Genomic DNA, 22156 nt, shown 5'->3' with positions numbered 1-22156 from the left:
ACGAACGAAGCGCCCACCATCGTTGCTTTGGCCCGCCCTGTCGAGGCCAAACCGCCCCCGGCAGGCGTCCCGGACAAGGCACATTCGGGGGTTTTGCGCGGCGCTCGGCACTGGTTTAAAACAGCGCCATGTCCACTGTACCTGTCACGCTCCCATTCGAGGAACTCGCCGAAGCCATCAAGGGCCGCCGCTCTGATTACGGCCATATCAGTGGGCTCCAGCTCGACCGCTTCGCGCCAGCCGAGGCCTGGTCCAGCCTGCCCTACCGGCCCGTCTTCGTCGGCGACACCGAGACCGGCGTGCTGCACGGCGGTGTCGTCACGGCAATGCTGGACGAGAGCTGCGGCATGGCCGTGCAGCTTGCGCTCGACGGCACGCGCGCGATCGCAACCCTGGACTTGCGCATCGACTATCAGAAGCCGGCGACGCCGGGCCTCGACATCAAGGCGCATTCGGTCTGCTACCGCACCACACGCTCGATTGCCTTCGTGCGCTCCACCGCCTATCAGGAGTCGGAGGATGATCCGGTGGCGACCGCCACCGCCTGCTTCATGATCGGCGCCAACCGCACCAACATGCTGGCCGACCGCCGGATGGATGCGCGCAGCATCCCATCGCTGGAGGCTCCTGAGGATCCGGATGGGCCGTTTGCGCGTAGCCCGTTCGCGCGCTGTCTCGGCATCCGCGTCAACGACGACGGCACGCTGACGATGCCGTTCTCGCCGAAGATCATCGGCAATCCGATCCTGCCCGCGATCCATGGCGGCATGACCGGCGCCTTCCTGGAGACCACCGCGATCGTCGGGGTGGCGCGCGAGCTCGGCACTGCGGCGCCGCCCAAGCCGATCGGCCTCACCGTCAACTATCTGCGCTCCGGCCGTGCCCTCGACACGTTCGCCGACGTCTCGATCGTGAAGCAGGGCCGGCGCATCGTGGCCTTCGAGGCGCGGGCCTGGCAGGATGATGCCACCAAGCCGATCGCCACCGCTTTCGGTCACTTCATGCTGCGCCCGACGCCGGGAAGTGACGACGAATAAGCGGATTTTGACTTGACGGCCGAAGTTCCGGCAACAACGATAGCACGTCCCCGCGAGAGGTATTGGATTGCGGCACCCGCTCGACATCGTCGCCATGTTCGCCGCGCTCTGGCTGCTGGCATCGATGATGCTCGACGCGCTGACGCCGAAAGATCTGACGGCGGTGACGATCGCGGTCGCGATCGGACCTGCGATTGTCATCACGGCCGTGTTCTACCATCTGCGCTGCCCGCGCATGGATTTTGCCGTAGTGTTTGCCGCGCTGTGGCTGATCTCGGACATCGCCATCGCCTTCGTCGCAGCGAAGCAGTTGCCGCCTTTCCTGATCGGGCTCGGCTTTTTGCCAGCCCTGCTGGTCGGCGCCGTGCTGCACTGGCGACGCTTCCAGAACCGCCATGATCGGCTGGCCACGCCATCGGTGAAGCGCGGCTGAGGCCGCGCACTCGGTGTTCACCTCTCCCCGTTGGGAAGAGGTGAACCGAACCGCCTCGGCCGAAATCAGCGCGGCAAGAGGTTCGTCTTTGCGAGATCGAGCACCTCGTCGCCGCGACCGTTCATCACCGCGCGCAGGACCCAGAGGCTGAAACCCTTGACCTGCTCGGCCGTGATGGTCGGCGGCATTGACAGCTCCTGCTTGGCGGTGACGACGTCGAGCAGTGCCGGCCCATTGTGCGCCAGCATCTCCTTCACCGCGCCGGGGAGCTCGCCGGGATCCTCGACGCGTTTCGCGAAGATACCCATCGCGCGCGCCATCGCAGCGAAATCGGGGTTCTCCAGATCGACACCGGTGTCGACGAAGCCCGCCGCCTTCATCTCCAGCGCGACGAAGCCCAGCACGCCGTTGTTGAACACGACGACTTTCACCGGCAGCTTCATCTGCGTCAGCGTGATGAGGTCGCCCATCAGCATGGTGAAGCCGCCGTCGCCGGAGAGCGAGATGATTTGGCGGCCGGGCTGCGCGGCTTGCGCGCCGATCGCCTGGGGCATGGCGTTGGCCATCGAGCCGTGCACGAAGGAGCCGATCAGCCGGCGGCGGCCGTTCATGTCGAGATAGCGAGCGGCCCACACGGTCGGCGTGCCGACATCGGCGGTGAACACGGCATCGTCGGACGCATGGTCGCTGATGACCTTGGCGAGATATTGCGGATGGATCGGCTTGGCGCCCGGCGTGCCCTTGGCGAGCGAGTCGAGCCCTTCGCGGGCCTTCTTGTAGTGCGCGACGGCGTCGTCGAGATACTTGCGCTGCGTCTTGGTCCTGAGCAGCGGCAGCAGCGCCTCGATGGTGAGCTTGACGTCGCCGACGAGGCCGAGATCGATCCTGCAACGCCGGCCGAGATTTTCGGGACGGATGTCGATCTGCGCGACCTGGCAGTCGGTCGGGAAGAACTGCTTGTAGGGAAAATCGGTGCCGAGCATCACCAGCGCGTCACAGGCGTGCATGGCGGCGTAGCCCGATGAGAAGCCGATGAAGCCGGTCATGCCGACGTCGTAAGGGTTATCGTACTCGACATGCTCCTTGCCGCCGAGCGCATGCACGATCGGGCTCTTCAGAGCTTCCGCCAGCTGCATCAGCGGCGCATGCGCGCCGGCGCAGCCTCGGCCGCAGAACAGAGTGATGCGCTCGGCACCGTTCAGGAGGTCCGCAAGCGCCTTCAGCTCGTCGGGCTCCGGCAAGACCTTCGGCGCCGCCAAGGCAAGGCCGCGCGCCGTCGACAGCGCGCGCTTCGGGGGACTGCGGAAGGCGACGTCGCCGGGCATGGCAACCACGGCAACGCCGCGCAAGCCCACCGCGGCGCGAATCGCATTCTCCAGCACGTAGGGAAGCTGGCTCGAATCCGAGACCAGCTCGCAATAATGGCTGCACTCGCGGAACAGGTTCTGCGGATGGGTCTCCTGGAAATAGCCGCCGCCGATCTCGGCGGTTGGGATTTGCGCCGCAATCGCCAGCACCGGAACGCGGCTGCGATGCGCATCGAACAGCCCGTTGATCAGATGCAGATTGCCCGGGCCGCAGGAGCCCGCACACACCGCAAGGCTGCCCGTCATCTCGGCTTCGCCGGCGGCTGCAAAGGCTGCAACCTCCTCGTGCCGGACATGGATCCATTCGATGGTGCCGCGACGGCGCAGCGCCTCGGTCAGCGCATTCAGACTGTCGCCGACGATGCCGTAGATACGCTTGACGCCGGCCTGCTCGAGCGTTGCCACGAACAGATCGGCTACGTTGTTGATTGCCATGTCGGTCTCCTGCTCCAGCCAGTCGCATATGTACGATGCGCAAACATCGGTTGCGACACCGCGAGGGACAATAAGCTATGACACGATCACGGCTTGTCTGTTCCTGCTCAATTTTGCGCAATCGCCCGATCGTAGGCCGCGATCGTCATCTTTGCACGAGCTGCAACATCCGCTGCCGTCATGCCGGGCTTGTAGAGGCTGGAGCCGAGCCCGAACGCCGTCACGCCGCCCTTGATGTACTCCGCGAAGTTCTGGTCGGAGACGCCACCGACAGCCGCGATCATCACGCCTGATGGCAGCACGGCTCTGATCGCGGCGATGCCGGAGGCGCCGAGCACGCTCGCCGGAAAGAATTTCAGGCTCGACGCGCCCGAGCGCGCGGCGAGCAGCGCCTCGGTCGGCGAGAACACGCCGGGCATCGTCACCATACCGTGCTGATGTGCGCGCACCAGCACCGCGGTGTCGACATTGGGCGAGACCATGAGCTTGCCGCCGACGTCGTTGAGACGATCGACATCTGCCGCGGTCAGCACTGTACCGGCGCCGATCAACACGCCTGATGGCGCCTGCTTCACCGCCGTCGCGATGGAGCGGAACGGATCGGGCGAGTTCAAGGGAATTTCGATCGCAGTCATGCCGGCTTCGATCAGCGCGCCGACAATGGCCTCGGTCTCCTCGGGCTTGACGCCGCGCAGGATCGCGACCAGCGGCCGCTTCATCGGCGGAAATGGAACGGTCATCTCAAGAATCCTTCTACTTCGTCCAGATCGCGGCAGCCGCCATCGACAAACCGCGGCGGACGGCTTCATCCGCATCGGCCGGCCTTGCGGTCATCGATAACGCCTCGAAAGCCAGCCGGTACAATGCCGCGAGCTGTCCCGAGGCGATCAGCATGACACCCGCCTGCGGCACGGTGCCGGAGAGCCCTGCCGCCAGCTCGACACCGATCAACGTGCCCGACAGCGTCTCGCGCGCCGCGGCCGGCGTGCCGCCGAACAGAAGTTGTCGCGACCGCGCGCCGAACAGGAGATTGGCCGCGAAGGCCGGCGCATCGTACGCAGCTTTCACGGCCGCCTTGAAGCTCGCGACATCCTCGGCGTCGTCCGCGCCGGCGACCGCGAGCGACAGGATCGTCTCGCGCGAAACAGCACTGAACAGCTCGCCGGTCATGAAGGTGGAGAAGTGCGCCACCGTGCCGTCCTTCACGCGAACCCATTTCGAATGCGTGCCGGGCATGCAGACCAGCGCCTCGCCCGCGGCGTCGAGGCCGAGCGCGCCGAGCAATTGCGTCTCCTCGCCGCGCATGACATCCGGCGCCTTGGCGTCGCGCTGCGCGATGCCCGGCAGGATCCGGATGTCGCGTGCCTCGCCCGGCACACGCACCGCCTGCTTCAGAACGGCAGAGAGCGGCGCCGGCGTGTCGACATAGCCGGCCTCGACCCAGCCGGTGCGGGCACCGGCCATGCCGCAGACGAGCACCGGCAGATGATCCGGCGCTTCGACCGCCGCAAGATGCGATCGCAGCACCGCCGGGAAGCCGGCCTTCGCAGCCGCCAGCATGCCCTCGCCGCTGCGGCGCTCGGTCAGCACTTGGCCGGCGCCATCGATCAGCCAGAGCCGGAAGCTGCTGGTGCCCCAGTCCACGGCGACATAAGCGGGTTCGGTCATGTCAGATCTCGTCCTCGTCTCACGGCTGAGACGCCGTCTCGCGACGAATGAGACGACGTCTTGCAGGCTCTCGTCGAGATACCGGCTATTGCGCGGGCAAACCAGCGCTTTCTCTCCAATTTGCGGCTCCGCCATGCTGGCACACCGCTTGCTGAAGACTGGTCGTTCAACTCCGTCAACGCGCGACAAGACGCGTCAACATCAGATGAGGAAACCCATGGAGATCGGCTATTTCACGATGCCCTCGCATCCGCCGGAGTGCGGACTGAAGGAAGGGAACGACTGGGACCTGCAAGTCATGCGCTGGCTCGACGAGCTCGGTTATCAGGAAGCCTGGGTTGGTGAGCACCACACCGCCCCCTGGGAACCCAATCCCACGCCCGACCTCCTGATCGCGCAGGCGCTGATGCAGACGAAAAAGCTTCGCATCGGACCGGGCGGCTTTCTCTTGCCCTATCATCATCCGGCCGAGCTCGCCAACCGCGTCGCCATGCTGGACCACCTCTCCGAGGGCCGGCTCAATTTCGGTGTCGCGGCTTCGGGGCTCCCGAGCGACTGGGCGATGTTCAACGTCGACGGCATGAGCGGGCAGAACCGCGACATGACGCGCGAGGCGCTGGAGATCATCCTGAAGCTATGGACGGAGCCGGCACCCTTCACCCACAAGGGCAAGTACTGGACCGTGACCAAGCCGGACACAATGTTCGACTTCCTCAAGCCGCACATCAAGCCGCTGCAGGCGCCGCATCCGCCGATCGGTGTCGCCGGGCTGTCGAAGAACTCGGACACGCTGAAGCTTGCGGGCGAGCGCGGCTTCATTCCGATGAGCCTCAACCTCAACCCGGCCTACGTCTCCAGCCACTGGGACTCGGTCGAGATCGGTGCCGCCAAGACCGGACGCAAGCCGAACCGGCAGGATTGGCGGCTGGTGCGCGAGGTGTTCGTTGCCGACACCGATGAAGAGGCCTGGAAGCTCTCGACCGGCGACATGATGGGCCGGATGATGAGCGAGTACTTCCTGCCGCTGCTCGGCCATTTCGGCTTCAAGGACTATCTGAAGCACGCGCCCGACGTGCCTGACAGCGACGTCACGGTCGAATATTGCGCCAAGCGGAACTGGATCGTCGGTTCGCCCGCGACGGTCGCCGAGAAGATCGAAAAGATCTACGACGAGGTCGGCGGCTTCGGCGTGCTCCTGGTGTTCGGCTTCGACTACAAGCACAAGGCCGAGGCCTGGCACCATTCGCTCTCGCTGCTGAAGAACGAGGTGATGCCGCGTCTTGCGCATCTCGGCTCGGCGAAGAAGGCGGCTTGACCGCCTGCGGGTGCGGCGCGATCGTGCCGCACCCGCATTCATTTCGGAGACTTCCGCGTGACGGTCGATGCCAAGGATTTCAAGCAGGCGATGCGCCAATGCGCCGGCGCCGTCGCGTTGGTGACGGTGGGTGCCGAGCACGGCAAGCGCACAGGCCTGACAGTGACCTCGGCCTGCTCGCTGTCGGATAATCCGCCCTCGCTGATCGTCTGCGTCAACCGCAACGCCAGTGCCCATGCGCGCATCCGCGAGGAAGGCGCGTTTGCGATCAACTTCCTGCACGAGGATCATGCGCTGCTCGCGCTGACCTTCAGCGGTCAGAAGGGCGTCAGCGGCGACGACCGCTTCGCCTTCGGGCAGTGGACGCGTGGAGCAACCGGCGCGCCGGTGCTGACAGACGCGGTTGCCGCGTTCGACTGCGTGCTGGCGCAGGAATTCGAGACCAGGACACATTCGATCTTCGTGGGCGAGGTGCGTAGCGCGACGCATTCGGCCACGGCGACGCCGCTCGTGTACTTGCGCAGCAACTTCCATACGCCGCGGGAGATGCGCGAGGGCGTGACGATCGGCGATCTTGATGCACGGCATCTGAGCTGGACGGATTTTTCCTGACGATGCCGGACAGGGCGATCTAGAACAGCTCATAGCCCGGAGTGAGATGGCTGCCGGGATCATGCCTGCCCTTGGCTTCGCGCAAGAGCGACCATCGCGCACCGAAATGATCCGCCCAATCGCTGGACGACATCGGAAACGCGCTCACCGGATACAACACACCACCTGCGCTGCGAATACGCTCATAGAGCTCGCGGTTTCGCATGACCAGCCGTTCCGCATTCGCTCTGTCCGCCGACGCGGGGATACGGATGACATTGAACGGGAACACAACGCGTTCGTCAGGAAGCCGAAGCAGGGGCGTGCGGCATCCGTCGGTGAACATCGGATAGTAGGTGATGCGCCCGAACGGGCTCAGATCATCGCTGTTCAATTCGGCAATGACATCGCTCGCGATCTTCAGCGCGTTGCTGCCCGGCAGATAGGTCAGAAGCCAGGGATGCGGATTGAGCCAGTGGCCATTCGCCCGGAGGATCTTTTCGAGCTTGGCGAATGCGTTCGCGTCTTCGCCGAAAGTCAGGTCGGAGACGATCTCGCGCTTGTCCACCAGGTCCGAGAGCAAGCCGCCGTCGTCAGGAGGCATCTTGTCGCCGTAGAAGACACCCGCCTCCAGTTGATAGCGCCAGCCACCGGTGCCGTCCGGCACGACAGCCCCCTGCAACTGATCGAAGCGCGCCTCTTCCAGAACGCGCCGTTGATCCGCCGTGAGCGAGGCAAGATCGGGATAGGACAGCTGAAATCGGCGAACCCGCTCGGGTGCGCGCATCAAGCGAAGCGTCGCTCTGACGATGATCGCGCATTGCGCAAGGCCGGCTCGAACCGCATCGAAGAGCTCGGGATGCGAGGCCGGCGAACAGGTCAGTTCCACGCCTTCGCCGGTGACGACGTCGAGTTCCAGAACCTGATCGGTCTGGAGACCGTGCCGGGATGAGGATCCCCCGATTCCTCCGACGGCAAGCGTGCCGCCGACGGACAATTCGAGGTAATTGGTCAAGACCAGCGGGACAAGCCCTTTAGCCAAGGTCGCCTCCACCACCTTGTGCCAGGTCGTACCGGCATCGACCACGACACGATCCGGCTCGATCCGATGGATCGTGGCCAGCATGCCAAGATCGATCACGATGCCGTCTTCGGCCATGGCCCGGCCATAGGTTGCGTGCCCTTGCCCGCGCGCCGCAACCTTCAGGCCTTGGGCTTTTGCCCAGCGCATGATGTCAGCGACCTCGCCGCACGTCGCAGGCTTGCAGACGGCGCGAGGCCGTCTATCCACGATGTGGCCGAAATCCTGCGCGGCCGCCGCGCGAGATTTTGCATCGGTCGCGAGCAAGGGCTCGGGCGATTGTGAATCGTGCGCGCCGGACGACTGTCCGGCAAAAGTAGCGGAGGCCAGCGTCGCGGTGACGCTGACGCCCGCATGGAGGAGTGTCCGTCGATCGGGAGTCATGGCGCAGTCCTTCTCGCGGGGCGAAAGTGCCCTTGCGCTTCAAGCTGCGATGGCCCCGACGCCGGGACAACGGGTACGGCGCGGGATAGACATTCCCGCCAGCCGGTAGAATGGGTTCCCCAACGTCGCTTAAAGCCGCTCGAGCTTCAGCCTCTCCGCCAGGAGATCGACGAAGAGCTGCGTCTTGGCCGGCGGCATCGCACTGGGTGGAAACACTGCGCCCACGGGCGTTCGCGGCGCCTCGAAATCCTCGAGCACGATTTCGAGAGCCTGCTGGTCGACGAGATCGCGGATCTGCCAGAACGGGCCATATCCGACACCGATGCCATGACGAGCGGCAGCATGTGCTGCCGTCGTGCTGTCGGTGCGAAAGCGGCCATTCACCTGCACGGTGGTCAAGCGGCCGTCGATCCGAAACCGCCATGTATCGGCTTCGCCCTCGGCAGTTCTGCGCAGGATGCATTGATGATCGGCGAGATCACAGGGCTGACGCGGGCGGCCGTGGCGCTTGAAATAGGAGGGCGCGCCGTAGACAACGGTGCGCAGCTCTCCCAGCCGCCGGGTCTTGAGCGAGGAGTCCGGCAATTCCCTGATCCGGACGGCGAGGTCGAAGCCGTCAGCGACGAGGTCGACGGGCCGGTCCGACATGTTCACGTCGGCCTCGATCTCCGGAAAGCGCGCCATGAATTCGGCAATGGCCGGCACGACATGGGTGGCCCCGAACAGGATTGGCGCGGCGACCCTGAGCAGCCCGGAGGGCTCGACGCGCCGATTTGCCGCCTCGAGGCGCGCTTCGCTGATTTCGGCAAACGCTGGCTTGACGCGACGATAGAACGCAAGCCCCGCCTCCGTGGCCACCGACTGCCGCGTGGTCCGCCGAACCAGTTCGACGCCGACGCCACGTTCCAGCGCAGCCAGCGCCCGGTTGACCGACTGGAGCGAGCGTCCCAACCGCCGCGCAGCCGCGGTCTGGCTGCCGGCTTCGACGACAGCCAGAAAGACTTCGATCTCCTCCATCGAGCCTCCTCTCGCGCAATTTGCGGCAATGCCCGTTCGCGGCGGCCCATCGGCGCGGGACGATTCAAGCGCTGCCCACGTTCCGAGCTTGTTTCGGCGGAAGTGGGACGTCGTGCCGGGCCAAGGATCAAACGGGCTCGATCTTCAATTGCTTGATCTTCCGATACAGCGTCGCGCGGCTGAGCTTCAGGGCGCGAGCCGCTTCGCTGACGCGGCCACCATGCGCGCGCAGGGCGCCGACGATCGTCCCGCGTTCGGCGGCCGCGAGATCGGGCTCCGCCGCCCGTCCACCGAACGGCGGCAGATCAAGGTCGGCATCCGTGATCGTGCCGTCTTCCGCTGTGCAGCCGGCGAGCCGCAAAACGTGACGGAGCTGACGCATGTTGCCGGGGAACGGATAGGCCGCGAGCTGTGACCAAGCCTCGTCCGACAAACGACAATTCGGCGCCTCCTCGCGGGCGATCTGGCGAATGACATCGTCGCGGTCGGCGCGCTCGCGCAGCGCCGGCAGCCGCACCTCGATGCCGCGCAGGCGGAAATAGAGATCGGCGCGGAACGCGCCCTGCTCCGCCATGCGGCCGAGATCGCGATGCGTGGCGCTGATCAGGCGGATGTCGACGGCAACAGGCTTGAGCGCGCCGAGCGGCCAGACCTCGCGGTTTTCCAGGACGCGCAACAGGCGCGTCTGCAAGCCGATCGGCATGTCGCCGATCTCGTCGAGGAACAGCGTGCCGCGATCGGCCTGCACGATCAGGCCCTTCGAACCGTCGCGCCGGGCGCCGGTGAAGGCGCCGGCCTCGTAGCCGAACAGTTCGGCGTCGATCAGGCTCTCCGGCATCGCCGCGCAATTCAGTGCGACATAATTGTGACGCGCTCGGTTGCTGGCGGCGTGAATGGCGCGCGCGAACACGTCCTTGCCGACACCGGTCTCGCCATGCAGCAGCACCGGCAGATTGTGATCTCCGATGCGCCTGAGCCGGTTTACGCTCTTGGTCAGGCCGGGATCGCGGCCGGCGAGCCGATGCAGTGCATCGAAGCGATCGACAGGCGCATCGCGGCGCGGCGCAAGCGGGCGCGTCCTCTTGCGCAGCGGCGGCGCGACATGGCCCTGGCCCAGGGCGCTGCCGTCGGCACGGCGCAGCCGAACGACATCCTCCGCGCCACCTTCGGCCTGATGGTCGAACTCGATGTAGCGCGACAGATCAATGCCGGCGGCGATCATTCCGTCGGTGAGGCCCAGCAGTAGACGCGCGGAACGGCAGGCCCCGATGATGCGACGGTCGTCGTCATAGGCGATGAGGCCGCTGCCGCCGTCGCCGGGCACAGTGGCGATCCAGGCATTGTGGAAATGGCCACGGAAGATCGCGCCCTCCATCCGCCGCGTCGCCTCCATGGTCACAGCCAGCGCAAGCTGGTGCGCGGTGCGTTCGAGATCCTCCCGGCAGGACGTGATGTTCACCGCACCTGCGAGACGCCCGGCCTGGTCGAACAGCGGCGCCACGGCACAGGAGAACATGTGCCACTGCGCGCGAAAATGCTCGTCGCGATGCACCAGGATCGGCTTCTCCTCCGCGAGCGCGGTCCCGAGCCCATTCGTGCCCTCGAAGGTCTCGGCGAAGTTCGAGCCGGTGTAGATCTTCCAGTCCAGAAACATCTTTGCATCGGCTTCGCCCGGCAGGCGGCTGAACAGCATGGTCGCGTTCGCATCCGCGAGATTGACGCAGTAGCCAGCGTCGCGCAGCACACGGGCAAGATCGTCGAGCTCGGGCATTGCGAGCCTGATCATCTGCTCCATCGGTTCGGCGGCGTGCCGGATCTCGGCTTCGGTCAGCGTCTGTGGCGGACCCTGGCGGGCCGGATCGAGCTTGTGATTGACCAGGCAGCGCCGCCAGGAACTGGCGATCCGCGACGAGGCGTCGACGTCGGCCAAGCGGTCTGTGACCTGATTGGCGACGGACAAGACACGGGCGACATGGTTCGAGGCCGAAAGGCTGGCCATCGCGGACGTCTCCACCCTGTATTATTGTGCAAAGTCTGGCACCACGGGGCGGGATGTCAATCGGGAACCGGGAACGGGGACGCGGTGTGCTGTCTCTTCTCGTCATTCCGGGGCGATGCGAAGCATCGAACCCGGCATGACGGGAAGTGAATCATCAAAATTGCTGCACCGCCCTCACCACGTGTCGATGCACGGCCGCTTCTTCGCCGTCCTCGGCTCGGGCTTCGGCACCGATCGCAGGCCCGCCATGATCCATTGCCGGGTCTCGGCGGGGTCGATGACGTTGTCGATCTCGAACACGGAGGCGATCGAGACCGCCTTGCCGTTGGCGTAGAGCTCGGCGACCTTGTTGCGGTAGTAGGTCTCGCGTTCCTCGGAATCGGCGATCGCCTCCATCTCCTTGCGGAAGCCGAGGCGGACATAGCCCTCGAGGCCCATGCCGCCGAACTCGCCGGTCGGCCAGGCCGCGGTGAAGAACGAGGCGTGGAAGCCACCGCCGATCATGGACTGCGCCCCGAGCCCATAGCCCTTGCGCAGCACGATGCCGAACAGCGGGACGGTGAGGCTCGCGCCCGTGACGAACATGCGCGAGACGTGGCGCACGATCGCGGTCTTCTCGGCCTCCGGGCCGACCATGAAGCCTGGCGTGTCGCAAAGCGAGACGATCGGCAGATCGAAGGCGTCGCAGAGCTGGAGGAATCGCGCGGCCTTGTCGCCGGCATCGGCATCGATCGCGCCGCCGAGATGGCGCGGATTGTTGGCGATCAGGCCGAACGGCTTGCCCTCGATGCGGATCAGCGCGGTGATCATGCCGACGCCGTAGTCGCGTCGCAGCTCAAGCACGGAATCCTTGTCGGCGACGAGGTCGATCACGCTGCGGATGTCGTAGACGCGCAGCCGGTTCTCCGGGATCGCGCGGCGAAGCATGCGCTGGTCGGCGGCTTCCCAAGCCGTAACCGCGCCCTGGAAATAGGACAGGTATTTCTGCGCGACGGACGTCGCCTCCTCCTCGTCCTCGACCAGGATGTCGATGACCCCGTTCGGCGCCTGGAACGAGACGGGGCCGACCTCGGCCGGATGATAGACGCCGAGCCCGCCGCCCTCGATCATGGCCGGACCGCCCATGCCGATCGAGGCGTTCTTGGTGGCGATGATGACGTCGCAGCAGCCGAGCATCGCGGCATTGCCGGCGAAACAATAGCCGGACACCACGCCAACGACCGGCACGAGGCCCGAGAGCCTTGCGAACTGCACGAAGGACGGACCGTCGAGCCCTGTCATGCCGAGCCGGTCGGTATCGCCGGGCCGGCCGCCGCCGCCCTCGGCGTAGAACACCAGCGGCACGCGCCAGTCTTCCGCAAGCGTCAGCATGCGGTCGATCTTCTTGTGGTTCATGTGGCCCTGCGTGCCCGCGAGCACGGTGTAATCATAGGCCACGACGATGCAGCGCCCGCCCTCGGGGCCGAACTTCCCGGCATTCACCGTGCCGACGCCCATGACGAGGCCGTCGGCCGGCGTATTCTTGATGAGATCGTCGAGCTTGCGCCGACGGCGCTGTGCCGCGATGGCAAGGCTGCCGTACTCCATGAACGAGCCTTCGTCGACGAGCTGGGCAACGTTCTCGCGCGCGGTGCGCTGATTGGTGTTGCGGCGGCGCTCGACCGAGGCCGGACGGTTCTCGTCGAGCGTATTGGCCTGGCGCGCGATGAGCTCGGCGAGATCGGGGCGGATGTAGTCGAGATCGATGTCCGCTTCCGCCGCGGTGCTATCAGCCGCAACATCGAGCGGCTCGAGATAGAGGATCGGCTCGCCATGCATCAGCGTGGCCCCGTCACCGGCAAGGAGCTTCATGACCCGGCCGCCCTGCTCGGCCATGACGAGATGCTCCATCTTCATGGACTCGATCACGGCAAGCTGCTGGCCGGGGCGCACGATCTCACCTTCCTTGACTTGGACCGTGACGATGGTTCCTTGCAGGGGGGCTGCGACCATCACCGCGCCTTCGGGCACCACTTGCGCGACGTGGGCCTCCGTGCCGTGGGCGCCGCTCCGCTCGGTCGCAGCGAAGTAGAGCGGCTTTGCCGCGCCCTCGGCCGCCCCGACGAGTTTGCCGATGTTGCGGTCGATGAAATCGGTCGCAATGCGGTTGATCCTGAAATCGGGATGCGCGAGCACCGCCTGGAGGAAAGCGATGTTGGTAACGACGCCGTCGATCCGGAACTCCCGCAAGGCGCGCGAGGCTTTCGCGACCACGTCATGCCAGGCCTCGCCCGGCGTGTGCACGATCACCTTGGCCAGCAGTGAATCAAAGGCGGCACTGGTCTTGTAGCCGGCATAGCCAAAGCTATCGACGCGCACCCCCGGGCCCGACGGCGGCTCGAACACGGCAAGCACCCCGCCAGTCGGATGGGTCGCGCCCGTCTCGTCCAGCGTCTCCATGTTGACGCGAAGCTGCATGGCATAGCCGCGCGGCTTCGGGATCGATCCCTGCGCAAGTCCCAGCGAGGCCAGCGTGCTGCCTTCAGCGACCGCGAGCTGGGCGCGGACGAGATCGAGCCCGAGCACCTCTTCCGTGACGGTGTGCTCGACCTGGAGCCGCGGGTTGGCCTCGATGAAGGCAAAGCTGTCGTCTGCCGTGCCGTCGACCAGGAACTCGAAGGTGCCGAGATTGTCGTAAGAGGCCGCCGCCGCAAGCTGCTTCGCCGCCTCGATGATACGACCGCGCAAGGCATCGCTCAGCGACGGGCTCGGCGCCACCTCGATCAGCTTCTGATGGCGGCGCTGGATGGTGCATTCGCGCTCCCAAAGATGTGAAATCGCACCATGGCGATCGCCGATGATCTGCACCTCGATGTGGCGCGCCTGCCGGATCAGCCGCTCGGCATAGACGCCATCGAAACCGAACGCCGCTTTGGCTTCGGACTGGCAGCGCGCATAGGCTTCCGCGAAATCGGACGCGTTCTCCACCACGCGCATGCCGCGACCGCCGCCGCCGGCCATCGCCTTGATCACGATCGCCGCGTTGCTGCCGAGCGACGCGAAAAAGGCCGCGATCTCCTCAAGACTCGACGGCCCGCTGGTGCCGGCGATGATTGGCACGCCGCAGCGCTTGGCCAGTTGCCGTGCCGCGACCTTGTCGCCGAACAGTTCGAGCGCTGTCGCCTTGGGGCCGACGAAAGTGATCCCTGCGTCGGAGCAGGCCTTTGCGAAGGCCGCGTTCTCGCTGAGAAAGCCATAGCCGGGATGCACGGCGTCACAGCCCACCGCTTTGGCCGCCTTCACTACGGCGTCGATGTCCGGATAGGCCCGAGCGCCGCGGCCGGGGATCTCGATCGCCTCGTCCGCAACGCGCACATGCAGCGACAGCGCATCGTCCGCAGGATGGATCGCGACCGTCGCGATGCCGGCGTCGGCCGCCGCGCGCGCTATTCGGATGGCGATCTCGCCGCGATTGGCGATCAGGAGCTTCTTGAACGACATGATCCCTCTCACTCAGACAGCAGCGGGCAGGCTTGGATTGAGGTCCTGCTTCTTCACTTTGCCCGTGGCCGTCAGCGGCAGCGCTTCGATGATACGAATCTCCGGAACCTTGTAGACGGCCATGCGCTCGGCGCACCAGGCGCGCAGATCCTCGGCAGAGACGCTGCCGGCGGCCTCCGGCTTAAGTTGGACAAAGGCCACCGGCACCTGCCCCTTGTCGGGATCGTCGCGGCCGACCACGCCCGAGCCCAGCACCTTCGGGTGTTGCCCCAGCAGCGCCTCGATCTCCGGCGGAAACACGCTCATGCCCTTGACCTTCAGCATCTCCTTGCGGCGGCCGAGGAAGTGCAAGAAACCATCCTTGTCGATGGTGCCAATGTCGCCGGTGCGCAGCCAACCATCGATCAGAGACTCCGCAGTCGCCTCCGGCTTGTTCCAGTAGCTCTTGAGCAGCGACGGCGTGCGGACGCGGATCTCGCCTTCGGCGCCGAGCGGCAACAGCGCACCCGTTTCGAAATCGGTGATCTTGAACTCGGCACCGGGGACCGGTAGCCCGACAAAGATTGGCTGGTTGTTGAGGTCGAAATCGTCGTCCTGAAAGCCAGCCGTGAAGGTGTTGGAGGTGTGGGTTTCCGTCATGCCCCAGGCCGCCTCCATCAGGATTGTGCCGGTGAGGTCCTTCCAGCGCCTGCGATAATCGGCATTGAGCTTCTTGACGAAGGAGACGACGCGCACCTGCTTCAAGGACGACAGGTCGAATTCGCTCCAGCGCGGATGGTCCATCAGCTCGACCGCGCCGTCCACCGGCATCGCGGTGATCGTGACCTTGTATTTGTCGATCGCCGCCATCGCGCCGATGGCATCCCAGCGCGCGAGCAGCACCAGCGTCGCGCCGGAGAACAGCGGGAAGATCAGGCCAAAGTTCTCGCCCGCGATCCAGAATTCCGGAAAGAACGACAGGAACACGCTGCTCTCGTCGGACAGGACCGAGATGCCGTAATTGGCGGCGGCCGTGTAGACCATGTCGCGATGGGTGTGGACGCAGCCCTTGGGCATGCCGGTCGTGCCGCCGGTGTAGTTGAGCGCGGCGACATCATCGAGGCCGGGCGGCGGTAGCGGCACAGGAGTCGGCATCGCGGCGAGCGTCGGCAACAGATCGGTCGCGCCAGCGATTGCAACACGCGGCGCGCGGATCGAGTCTGGCGCCGGAAATGCCGGCCTTGCAGGCACGACGTCGGCAAAGCTGGTGACGATGATCTCGCGCAGCCGCACCTCGTCCCTGACTTGCTCGACGACCGGCATGAGCTGGTCCAGCGCGACGATCACCTCCGCCTTGGTGTCGTTGAGCTCGTAGGACAGCTCGAACGCGCGCGAGAGCGGGCTGACGGGAACGTGGATCGCACCGAGCTTCAGGATACCGAAAAACACGATGTGGAATTGCGGGCAGTTCGGCAGGAAGACGGCGACGCGGTCTCCGTTGCGCACGCCCTTGGCTTGCAACAGCGCCGCGAAGCGGTCGCTCTGCCGGTCGAGCTCCGCGTAAGTGGTGACGTGACCGTAGAAGATCACGGCAGCACGCTCCGGACTTTGTTTCGCCCAGGCGCGCAGATATTCCGTCAGGGGAACTTCGCCGTGCAGATAGTTCGGCGAGCGCGGCATGCCCTTCGGCCAAGCCTTGTCCCACAACCCGCGCAAAGCGGCGAGATAGTCCTTTTCGTTGAGGCCTGCACTCATGGCGTCTTTCCCGTGCTGCTTTTTCTTATCGTGAGGGACGCAACCTGCCATCACGCGACCTCGTTACACGTCGAGCACGGCAGAGTTCATGTCAAGGAAAACAGTTTTCCGCAGCACGGCCGATGCCGCAGCGCGGAAAAACCAGACGTTACGCCCCGACGAGGCGAATGATCCGCCGCACGGCTGACGTGATCGGCGCGATGACCGGCTCGGTGAAGATCGGCTGAAGATCGCGTGCTACTTCACCCAGCGGCCCACCGCCGATGATCACCGCCTCCGCGCCGTCCTGCGCAATGCAAGCCTCGACCGCGCCGGCAAGAGCAGTGCGCAACAGCGATGGATCACGCATCAACTCATGCGGATCGCCTTCGGCGAAGCGTGCGCCGGTGTAGTGCGATCGCAATCCCAGCGCGTCCGTCAGTGCATCGATTTTCGCTTTCAGCAGCGGCGTCGTGGTCGCCACGCCGAAGCGTCGGCCGTTCTCCGCGGCCTCCAGCATCGAGGACTCGCCGATGCCGACGGCAGGCAATTTCATCCTCGCCTTGATTCCGGCGAGACCGGGATCGCCGAATGCCGCGACGATGATGCCGTCGCACTCGCCGCTGCGGGCATGCGCGATCTCCTCGACCTCCGGCGCGGCTGCCTCCAACGCATCCGCCGAGACGATCATCGTGGGCGCACGCGTTGCCGTGGCACCGGCAATGTGGAAGCCATCCGCGGCTGCAGACTTGGCAATCGCCACCATCATCGTGGTGGTCGCCTCGAGGCTGTTCGGATTGATCAGGAGGATACGGCGGCCCGCCATGCTATCCGCCCGCCCGCGCCCGCGCGCCGATCTCCTTGAAGATCGCGGTGAGCTCGTCAACCTCGTCCTCGCCTTCCTTCGGCCGGATCCGCTGCTCCATCTCCTCGATGTGATGACGCATGGCATGGACCGCGCCGGCCTTGTCGCGGGCGAGGATCAACGCGCCGATGTCGGGGTGAGCGTCGGGCGAGCAATCCGGCTCTCCCGGCTGCTCGAAGGTCGCGATCGCCAGCGATGTCCGCAGCATCAGCTCGCGCGACATTTCCAGCAACACGCGGTTGCCGGCGAGCTTGGCAACCAGGATGTGGAACTCGGCCGTCAGCGACAGCGAGGCCCAGCGGTCATTGCGATCGTGACGCGCCTCCCGCTCCATATGCGCCTTCAGCTCCGCCTTGCCGGCCTTGTCCAGCCGGTCGACCGCGGCGCTCACCGCTGCGGTCTCGATGATCCGGCGCGCGGCAAAGATGTCCTGCGCCTCCTCCCAGCTCGGCCGGTACACGAAGGCGCCGCGGTTGGGGATCTGCATCACAACCTTGCGCGAGGCGAGATGGGACAACGCCTGGCGGATGTGAATCCGTGTGGTACCGAAGGCCGCCGCGAGCTTGTCCTCGCCGAGCTTGGCGCCCGGCTTGAGCCGCTTCTGGCTGATCGCGGTCAGGATTCCCTGAACCACCGGATCGTCGTCGATGCTGCGCGGATCGACGGCCTCCAGCTCCCTGTGCTTCGGCTCGGTGCGCTTCGGCTTGCGCTTGAGGGGACGGGTTCGCTTCATGCGTCGCTTTTACAGGATTCCGGGATGCTGCCGGAGCCCATCTTTTAGACAAACTGGCCGCGCGACTGTTTACAATATAGCCAACAGATTGGCGCCAATATTTGTTGCCTGAAAATTATTGCAATGATCGCAATGCCTTATTGGACGAGCCGCACTGGCACGGCGATTGCTAACTTCCCTCGCGCAGGACAAACAAACAATTCTTCGAAGGATGGAGCTGGCGTTGAGCGATGTACGCGGACTCTCGCTGGATCTGAAGGGCATCGGCCACGCCTTCGGCGCGACCGTTGCGCTGGACGAGATCGATCTTACCGTTGCGGCCGGTGAGTTGATCGCCCTCCTCGGCCCGTCCGGCTGCGGCAAGACCACGATGCTCCAGATCATCGCAGGCTTCCTGCGTCCGTCCCGGGGCGAGGTGCGCTTCGACGGCGCGCGGGTCGAGCATATTCCGGCCAACCGCCGCCGCATCGGCATGGTGTTTCAGAACTATGCGCTGTTTCCGCACCTGACTGTGTTCGAAAACGTCGCCTATGGCCTGCGGGCGCGCAAGACGGCGAAGGACGTGGTCGCGGCAAAGGTCGAGCAGATGCTCGGCCTCACCCAGATGGCGTCGTTTGCGCGAAGACTGCCCGGAGAGCTCTCCGGCGGACAGCAGCAACGCGTCGCGCTGGCGCGGACGCTCGCGATCGATCCGGGCCTCGTCCTGCTCGACGAGCCGTTCTCGGCGCTGGACAAGAATTTGCGCCTCGACATGCAGATCGAGATCAAGAGCCTGCTGAAGACATTTGGCGTCACCTCCATCATCGTCACGCACGACCAGGAGGAGGCGCTGTCGATGGCCGACCGCATCGTCGTGCTGAACAAGGGACGCATCGAGCAGATCGACAGCCCGGATGCGCTCTACGACCGCCCGGCGAGCCTGTTCATCTCGAGCTTCATCGGCCATACCAATCTCCTGCGCGGTACCGTCACCGATGCCGATCGCGTGCAGCTGGACGCCGGGCCCGAGATCGACCTCGGCCGTTCGACCCAGCGCAGGCGCGGCACGCAGGTGACGATCTCGGTTCGGCCTGAGAACATCGCGTTCGGCGCCGAGCGGCCCGGCGCCATTCCCATCACGATTCGCGCCACCTTGCCGCTCGGCGCCGTCAGCGTCACCGAGGGCGTCACCGCGAGCGGTGAAGCCGTGAAGGTCAGCCAGGCCCGCGCCGCCGGCATCGCGAAAGCGCAGGCCGGGGAGACGGCCTGGCTCGCGATCTCCGATGTCTCGCGCGTCAGCATTTTCAGCACGCCCGTCGACGACGTTTCCAAGTTTCAGCAAAGGAGTGTTTGACATGAGCCTATCCCGGCGATCGCTGCTCACCTCAGGTTCGGCCGCGCTTGCGGCAGCTGGTCTCGGATGGCCGACATCATCGCGGGCGGCGCCCTCGATCGTGGCAACGACCTATCCCGGCAGCTTCGATGAAGCCTTCCGCGCGGTGGTCGGACCGGCTTTCAAGAAGTCCAGCGATGGCGGTGTCACCTTCACGCCCCTGCTCGGCGTCGACCAGATCGGCAAAATCCAGGCCTCGCGCAACGCGCCGCCGTTCGATGTCGTGCTGTTCGACGAGGGCCCGCTGATCCCTGCGATCGCGAGCGGCGTGCTGGAGAAATTCCCGGTCGGGCAATCGAAGTCGTTTGCCGACATTCCAAGCGCATTCCGTCATCCCGACGGTTACGCGCCTGTCATCACCTGTCAGTTGATCGGTATCGCCTACAATCCCAAGAAGATCACGACGCCCCCAACCTCGTGGGAGGATCTCTGGAAACCGGAGTACAAGGGGCGCGTCGGTATCACCGGGCTCGGCTCGAGCCTCGGCACTGCCTTCATGGTCGAGATCGCGAAGCTGAACGGCGGCTCCGAGACCAATATCGAGCCGGCCTTCGAGGCCATCAAGAAGCTGCTGCCCAACGTCGGTGCGATCGCGGCATCGCCCGGCGCGCTGGCTGCGCTGTTCCAGCAGGGCGAGATCGATATCGCCTTCAATTTCTGGAACAACGTCGCGCTGCTCGCCGCCAAGGGCGTCGACATCGCCTTCGCGAAGCCGAAATCCGGCGCCGTCGTGATCCGCACCAGCGCCCAGATCGTCAAGAACAACCAGGATCCGAAGGCGGTGCTGGACTATCTCGACACGGTGATGTCGGTCGAAACGCAGAAGGGCCTCGAGGCGGCCCCCTGGGTGATGATGCCGACCAACAGCAAGGTGGCGCTGACCGGCGCCAATCTCACCGTCGCCAAGAGCGTCGACGACCTCGTTGCCAGCAATGTGCTGCTCGACTGGACCAAGTTCCAGCCGCTGCGCGGCGAATGGATCACCCGCTTCAGCAAGGAAGTGAAGATCTAAATGACGCCGGCAAGCACGACTGCATCACGACAAATGCTGCCGGTGATCCCACTGGCGGCGTTGTTCCTGGCCGCCTTCGTGCTGCCACTGATTGCGCTTGTCGCGATCAGTCTGTTCCGCACGCCACAATTCGCGGAGCTGTCGCGGGCGCAGTATTTGCGCTTCTTCTCGGACCCGTTCAGCATCAAGGTGCTGACGGACACGATTTGGCTGGGGACGGAGGTCGCATTGGCGACGCTGATCCTCGCCTACCCGCTCGCACTTGTTTACGCCGCGAGCGGCCAGGTCATGCGTACCTTGATCACGTTCCTGATCATGCTGCCGCTCCTGACCAGCACGGTGGTGCGCACCTTTGCCTGGATCGTCCTGCTCGGCCGCGACGGCATCATCAACACGGCGATGCTGTCGCTCGGGCTCTGGCAGGCCCCGGCTCGCTTGCTGTACACGTGGGAGGGCATGGTGCTGGCGCTGACCCAGATCCAGCTTCCCCTGATGGCGCTGCCTGTCATCAACAGCCTGCTGCGGCTCGACGGCAATCTGACGCGTGCGGCAGAAGGGTTGGGTGCAGGCCGCGCCCGCATCTTCGTCACCGTCATCCTGCCGCTGACGCTGCCAGGCGCGATCGCCGGCTGGCTGCTCGTCTTCGCCGCCGCTGCGACCGCCTTCATCACCCAGACGCTGGTCGGCGGCGGGCGCATTATCCTGATGCCATCCTATATTTACCAACAGGCGGTCGGCGTGCAGGACTGGCCGTTCTCGGCGGCGCTGTCGCTGATCTTCACGCTGGCCGTGACCGGCATCGTCTTTGCCATCGGTGCGCTGTCGCGCCGCTGCGTGCGAGGCGTCGATGCAGCGTAGCCTCATTGATCGCGCCTATTCCACCATCATTGGTACCATCACCGCATTCGGGATGCTGCTGTTGCTGGCACCGACGCTGGTCGTGCTGATCATTTCCTTCACCGGCGGCATCACGCTGAAATTCCCGCCGCCGAGCTGGTCGTTGCGCTGGTATGTCGAGCTGCTGCAATCGCAGGAAATCGTCGCGCCCGCGTTGACGAGTCTCAAGGTCGCTGCGGCGGCGACGATTCTTTCCGCAGTGCTGGGCGGCGCGGCGGCACTCGGACTGGCACGGAGCCGGCTGAAGATCGCGCGCGTCCTTGATGCCCTGTTCATGTCGCCGATGGTGCTGCCGGCGATGGCCTTCGGCCTGTCGCTGCTGCTGGTCTTCAACCTGCTCGGCATCCGCCTGTCGGCGGCGACGCTGGTGCTCGGCCACACCATCATCTCCGTTCCCTTCATCCGCATGGTCGGCGCCTCGGTGCAGCAGCTCAATCCGGTGCTCATCACCTGCTCGTTGAGCCTGGGTGCCAGCCGCTGGTACACCTTCCGCCGCATCACTCTGCCGCTGATCCGCCGCGGCATCGTCGCGAGCTGCTTCGTCGCGTTCCTCACTTCGTTCGACAATGTTCCGGTGTCGCTATTCCTCGCCGACGCGCGCACCGAGGTCCTGCCGATCAAGCTCTGGGCGATCCTCGAAGGCAGCCTCGACGTGCGCGTCGCCGCCGTCTCCGGCGTGATCGTGCTGCTGACTCTGGCGGGCCTCGTCTGCGCCGAAATCTTCGGCGGCGTCAGCCGCCAGATCGGGAGCCGCTGA

Annotated in this window: 18 protein-coding genes; 8 read left to right on the top strand and 10 right to left on the bottom strand. The window is 65.4% G+C overall.

Annotated elements, in window-relative coordinates; genetic code table 11:
- The first annotated feature begins 128 nt into the window (after positions 1-128).
- Positions 129-1037 (top strand): PaaI family thioesterase, encoded by a 909-nt coding sequence (locus tag ABIG06_RS19520; RefSeq protein WP_370138241.1) that lies wholly within the window; start codon positions 129-131, stop codon positions 1035-1037.
- A 67-nt stretch (positions 1038-1104) separates the two neighbouring features.
- The gene (locus ABIG06_RS19515) at positions 1105-1470 is read left to right on the top strand and encodes a hypothetical protein (RefSeq protein WP_199751513.1); all 366 of its coding nucleotides are present in this window, start codon (positions 1105-1107) and stop codon (positions 1468-1470) included.
- A gap of 65 nt (positions 1471-1535) precedes the next feature.
- Here the strand turns inward: ABIG06_RS19515 and poxB are convergent, their stop codons facing one another.
- The 3 genes from poxB to ABIG06_RS19500 form a co-directional block, all read right to left on the bottom strand.
- Positions 1536-3272: a ubiquinone-dependent pyruvate dehydrogenase gene (gene poxB, locus ABIG06_RS19510; RefSeq protein ID WP_370138240.1), complete on the bottom strand. Its 1737-nt coding sequence runs from the start codon at positions 3270-3272 to the stop codon at positions 1536-1538.
- A 107-nt stretch (positions 3273-3379) separates the two neighbouring features.
- A complete protein-coding gene (locus ABIG06_RS19505) occupies positions 3380-4012 on the bottom strand; it encodes a 2-dehydro-3-deoxy-6-phosphogalactonate aldolase (protein WP_370138239.1) in 633 nt (210 codons plus the stop codon).
- 13 nt (positions 4013-4025) lie between these two features.
- Positions 4026-4940 carry a 2-dehydro-3-deoxygalactonokinase gene (locus tag ABIG06_RS19500; RefSeq protein ID WP_370138238.1) on the bottom strand — a complete coding sequence of 305 codons (915 nt, stop codon included), beginning with the start codon at positions 4938-4940 and terminating at the stop codon, positions 4026-4028.
- Positions 4941-5157: 217 nt separating this feature from the next.
- On the opposite strand from ABIG06_RS19500, the gene ABIG06_RS19495 reads away from it, so the two are divergent.
- Together ABIG06_RS19495 and ABIG06_RS19490 are read left to right on the top strand one after the other, a co-directional pair.
- Positions 5158-6255 carry an LLM class flavin-dependent oxidoreductase gene (locus ABIG06_RS19495; RefSeq protein ID WP_157284997.1) on the top strand — a complete coding sequence of 366 codons (1098 nt, stop codon included), beginning with the start codon at positions 5158-5160 and terminating at the stop codon, positions 6253-6255.
- A 57-nt stretch (positions 6256-6312) separates the two neighbouring features.
- On the top strand, positions 6313-6867 hold the full coding sequence (locus ABIG06_RS19490) for a flavin reductase family protein (protein ID WP_370138237.1): 555 nt from the start codon (positions 6313-6315) through the stop codon (positions 6865-6867).
- Between the two features lie 19 nt (positions 6868-6886).
- Here the strand turns inward: ABIG06_RS19490 and ABIG06_RS19485 are convergent, their stop codons facing one another.
- The 7 genes from ABIG06_RS19485 to ABIG06_RS19455 all read right to left on the bottom strand — a co-directional run bounded on the left by ABIG06_RS19485 (position 6887) and on the right by ABIG06_RS19455 (position 18118).
- A complete protein-coding gene (locus ABIG06_RS19485; RefSeq protein WP_424578584.1) occupies positions 6887-8077 on the bottom strand; it encodes an FAD-binding protein in 1191 nt (396 codons plus the stop codon).
- A 363-nt stretch (positions 8078-8440) separates the two neighbouring features.
- Positions 8441-9328, bottom strand: a complete 888-nt coding sequence (locus tag ABIG06_RS19480) for a LysR family transcriptional regulator (RefSeq protein ID WP_124160517.1) — start codon at positions 9326-9328, stop codon at positions 8441-8443.
- Between the two features lie 127 nt (positions 9329-9455).
- Positions 9456-11327 carry a sigma-54-dependent Fis family transcriptional regulator gene (locus ABIG06_RS19475; RefSeq protein ID WP_199751512.1) on the bottom strand — a complete coding sequence of 624 codons (1872 nt, stop codon included), beginning with the start codon at positions 11325-11327 and terminating at the stop codon, positions 9456-9458.
- 174 nt (positions 11328-11501) lie between these two features.
- Positions 11502-14807, bottom strand: a complete 3306-nt coding sequence (locus tag ABIG06_RS19470; RefSeq protein ID WP_424578372.1) for a carboxyl transferase domain-containing protein — start codon at positions 14805-14807, stop codon at positions 11502-11504.
- A 12-nt stretch (positions 14808-14819) separates the two neighbouring features.
- Positions 14820-16541 carry an AMP-binding protein gene (locus ABIG06_RS19465; RefSeq protein ID WP_124160514.1) on the bottom strand — a complete coding sequence of 574 codons (1722 nt, stop codon included), beginning with the start codon at positions 16539-16541 and terminating at the stop codon, positions 14820-14822.
- Positions 16542-16689: 148 nt separating this feature from the next.
- On the bottom strand, positions 16690-17346 hold the full coding sequence (locus ABIG06_RS19460) for an aspartate/glutamate racemase family protein (RefSeq protein WP_370138233.1): 657 nt from the start codon (positions 17344-17346) through the stop codon (positions 16690-16692).
- A gap of 1 nt (position 17347) precedes the next feature.
- A complete protein-coding gene (locus tag ABIG06_RS19455) occupies positions 17348-18118 on the bottom strand; it encodes a GntR family transcriptional regulator (protein ID WP_370138231.1) in 771 nt (256 codons plus the stop codon).
- 211 nt (positions 18119-18329) lie between these two features.
- Between ABIG06_RS19455 and ABIG06_RS19450 the strand changes: the two genes are divergently transcribed.
- From ABIG06_RS19450 to ABIG06_RS19435, 4 genes are read left to right on the top strand one after another with little or no spacing between them, the layout of a single operon-like run.
- The gene (locus tag ABIG06_RS19450; protein WP_370138229.1) at positions 18330-19451 is read left to right on the top strand and encodes an ABC transporter ATP-binding protein; all 1122 of its coding nucleotides are present in this window, start codon (positions 18330-18332) and stop codon (positions 19449-19451) included.
- Between the two features lies 1 nt (position 19452).
- Positions 19453-20502 (top strand): ABC transporter substrate-binding protein, encoded by a 1050-nt coding sequence (locus tag ABIG06_RS19445; RefSeq protein ID WP_370138228.1) that lies wholly within the window; start codon positions 19453-19455, stop codon positions 20500-20502.
- On the top strand, positions 20503-21360 hold the full coding sequence (locus ABIG06_RS19440; RefSeq protein WP_370138227.1) for an ABC transporter permease: 858 nt from the start codon (positions 20503-20505) through the stop codon (positions 21358-21360).
- Positions 21350-22156 carry an ABC transporter permease gene (locus tag ABIG06_RS19435; RefSeq protein WP_370138226.1) on the top strand — a complete coding sequence of 269 codons (807 nt, stop codon included), beginning with the start codon at positions 21350-21352 and terminating at the stop codon, positions 22154-22156. The genes ABIG06_RS19440 and ABIG06_RS19435 overlap by 11 nt, the downstream gene beginning before the upstream one ends.

Source organism: Bradyrhizobium sp. USDA 326, from assembly GCF_049739485.1.
Lineage (GTDB): Bacteria > Pseudomonadota > Alphaproteobacteria > Rhizobiales > Xanthobacteraceae > Bradyrhizobium.
The sequence above is the reverse complement of the archived record's forward strand: the minus strand, read 5'-3'. Positions and strand labels throughout refer to the sequence as shown.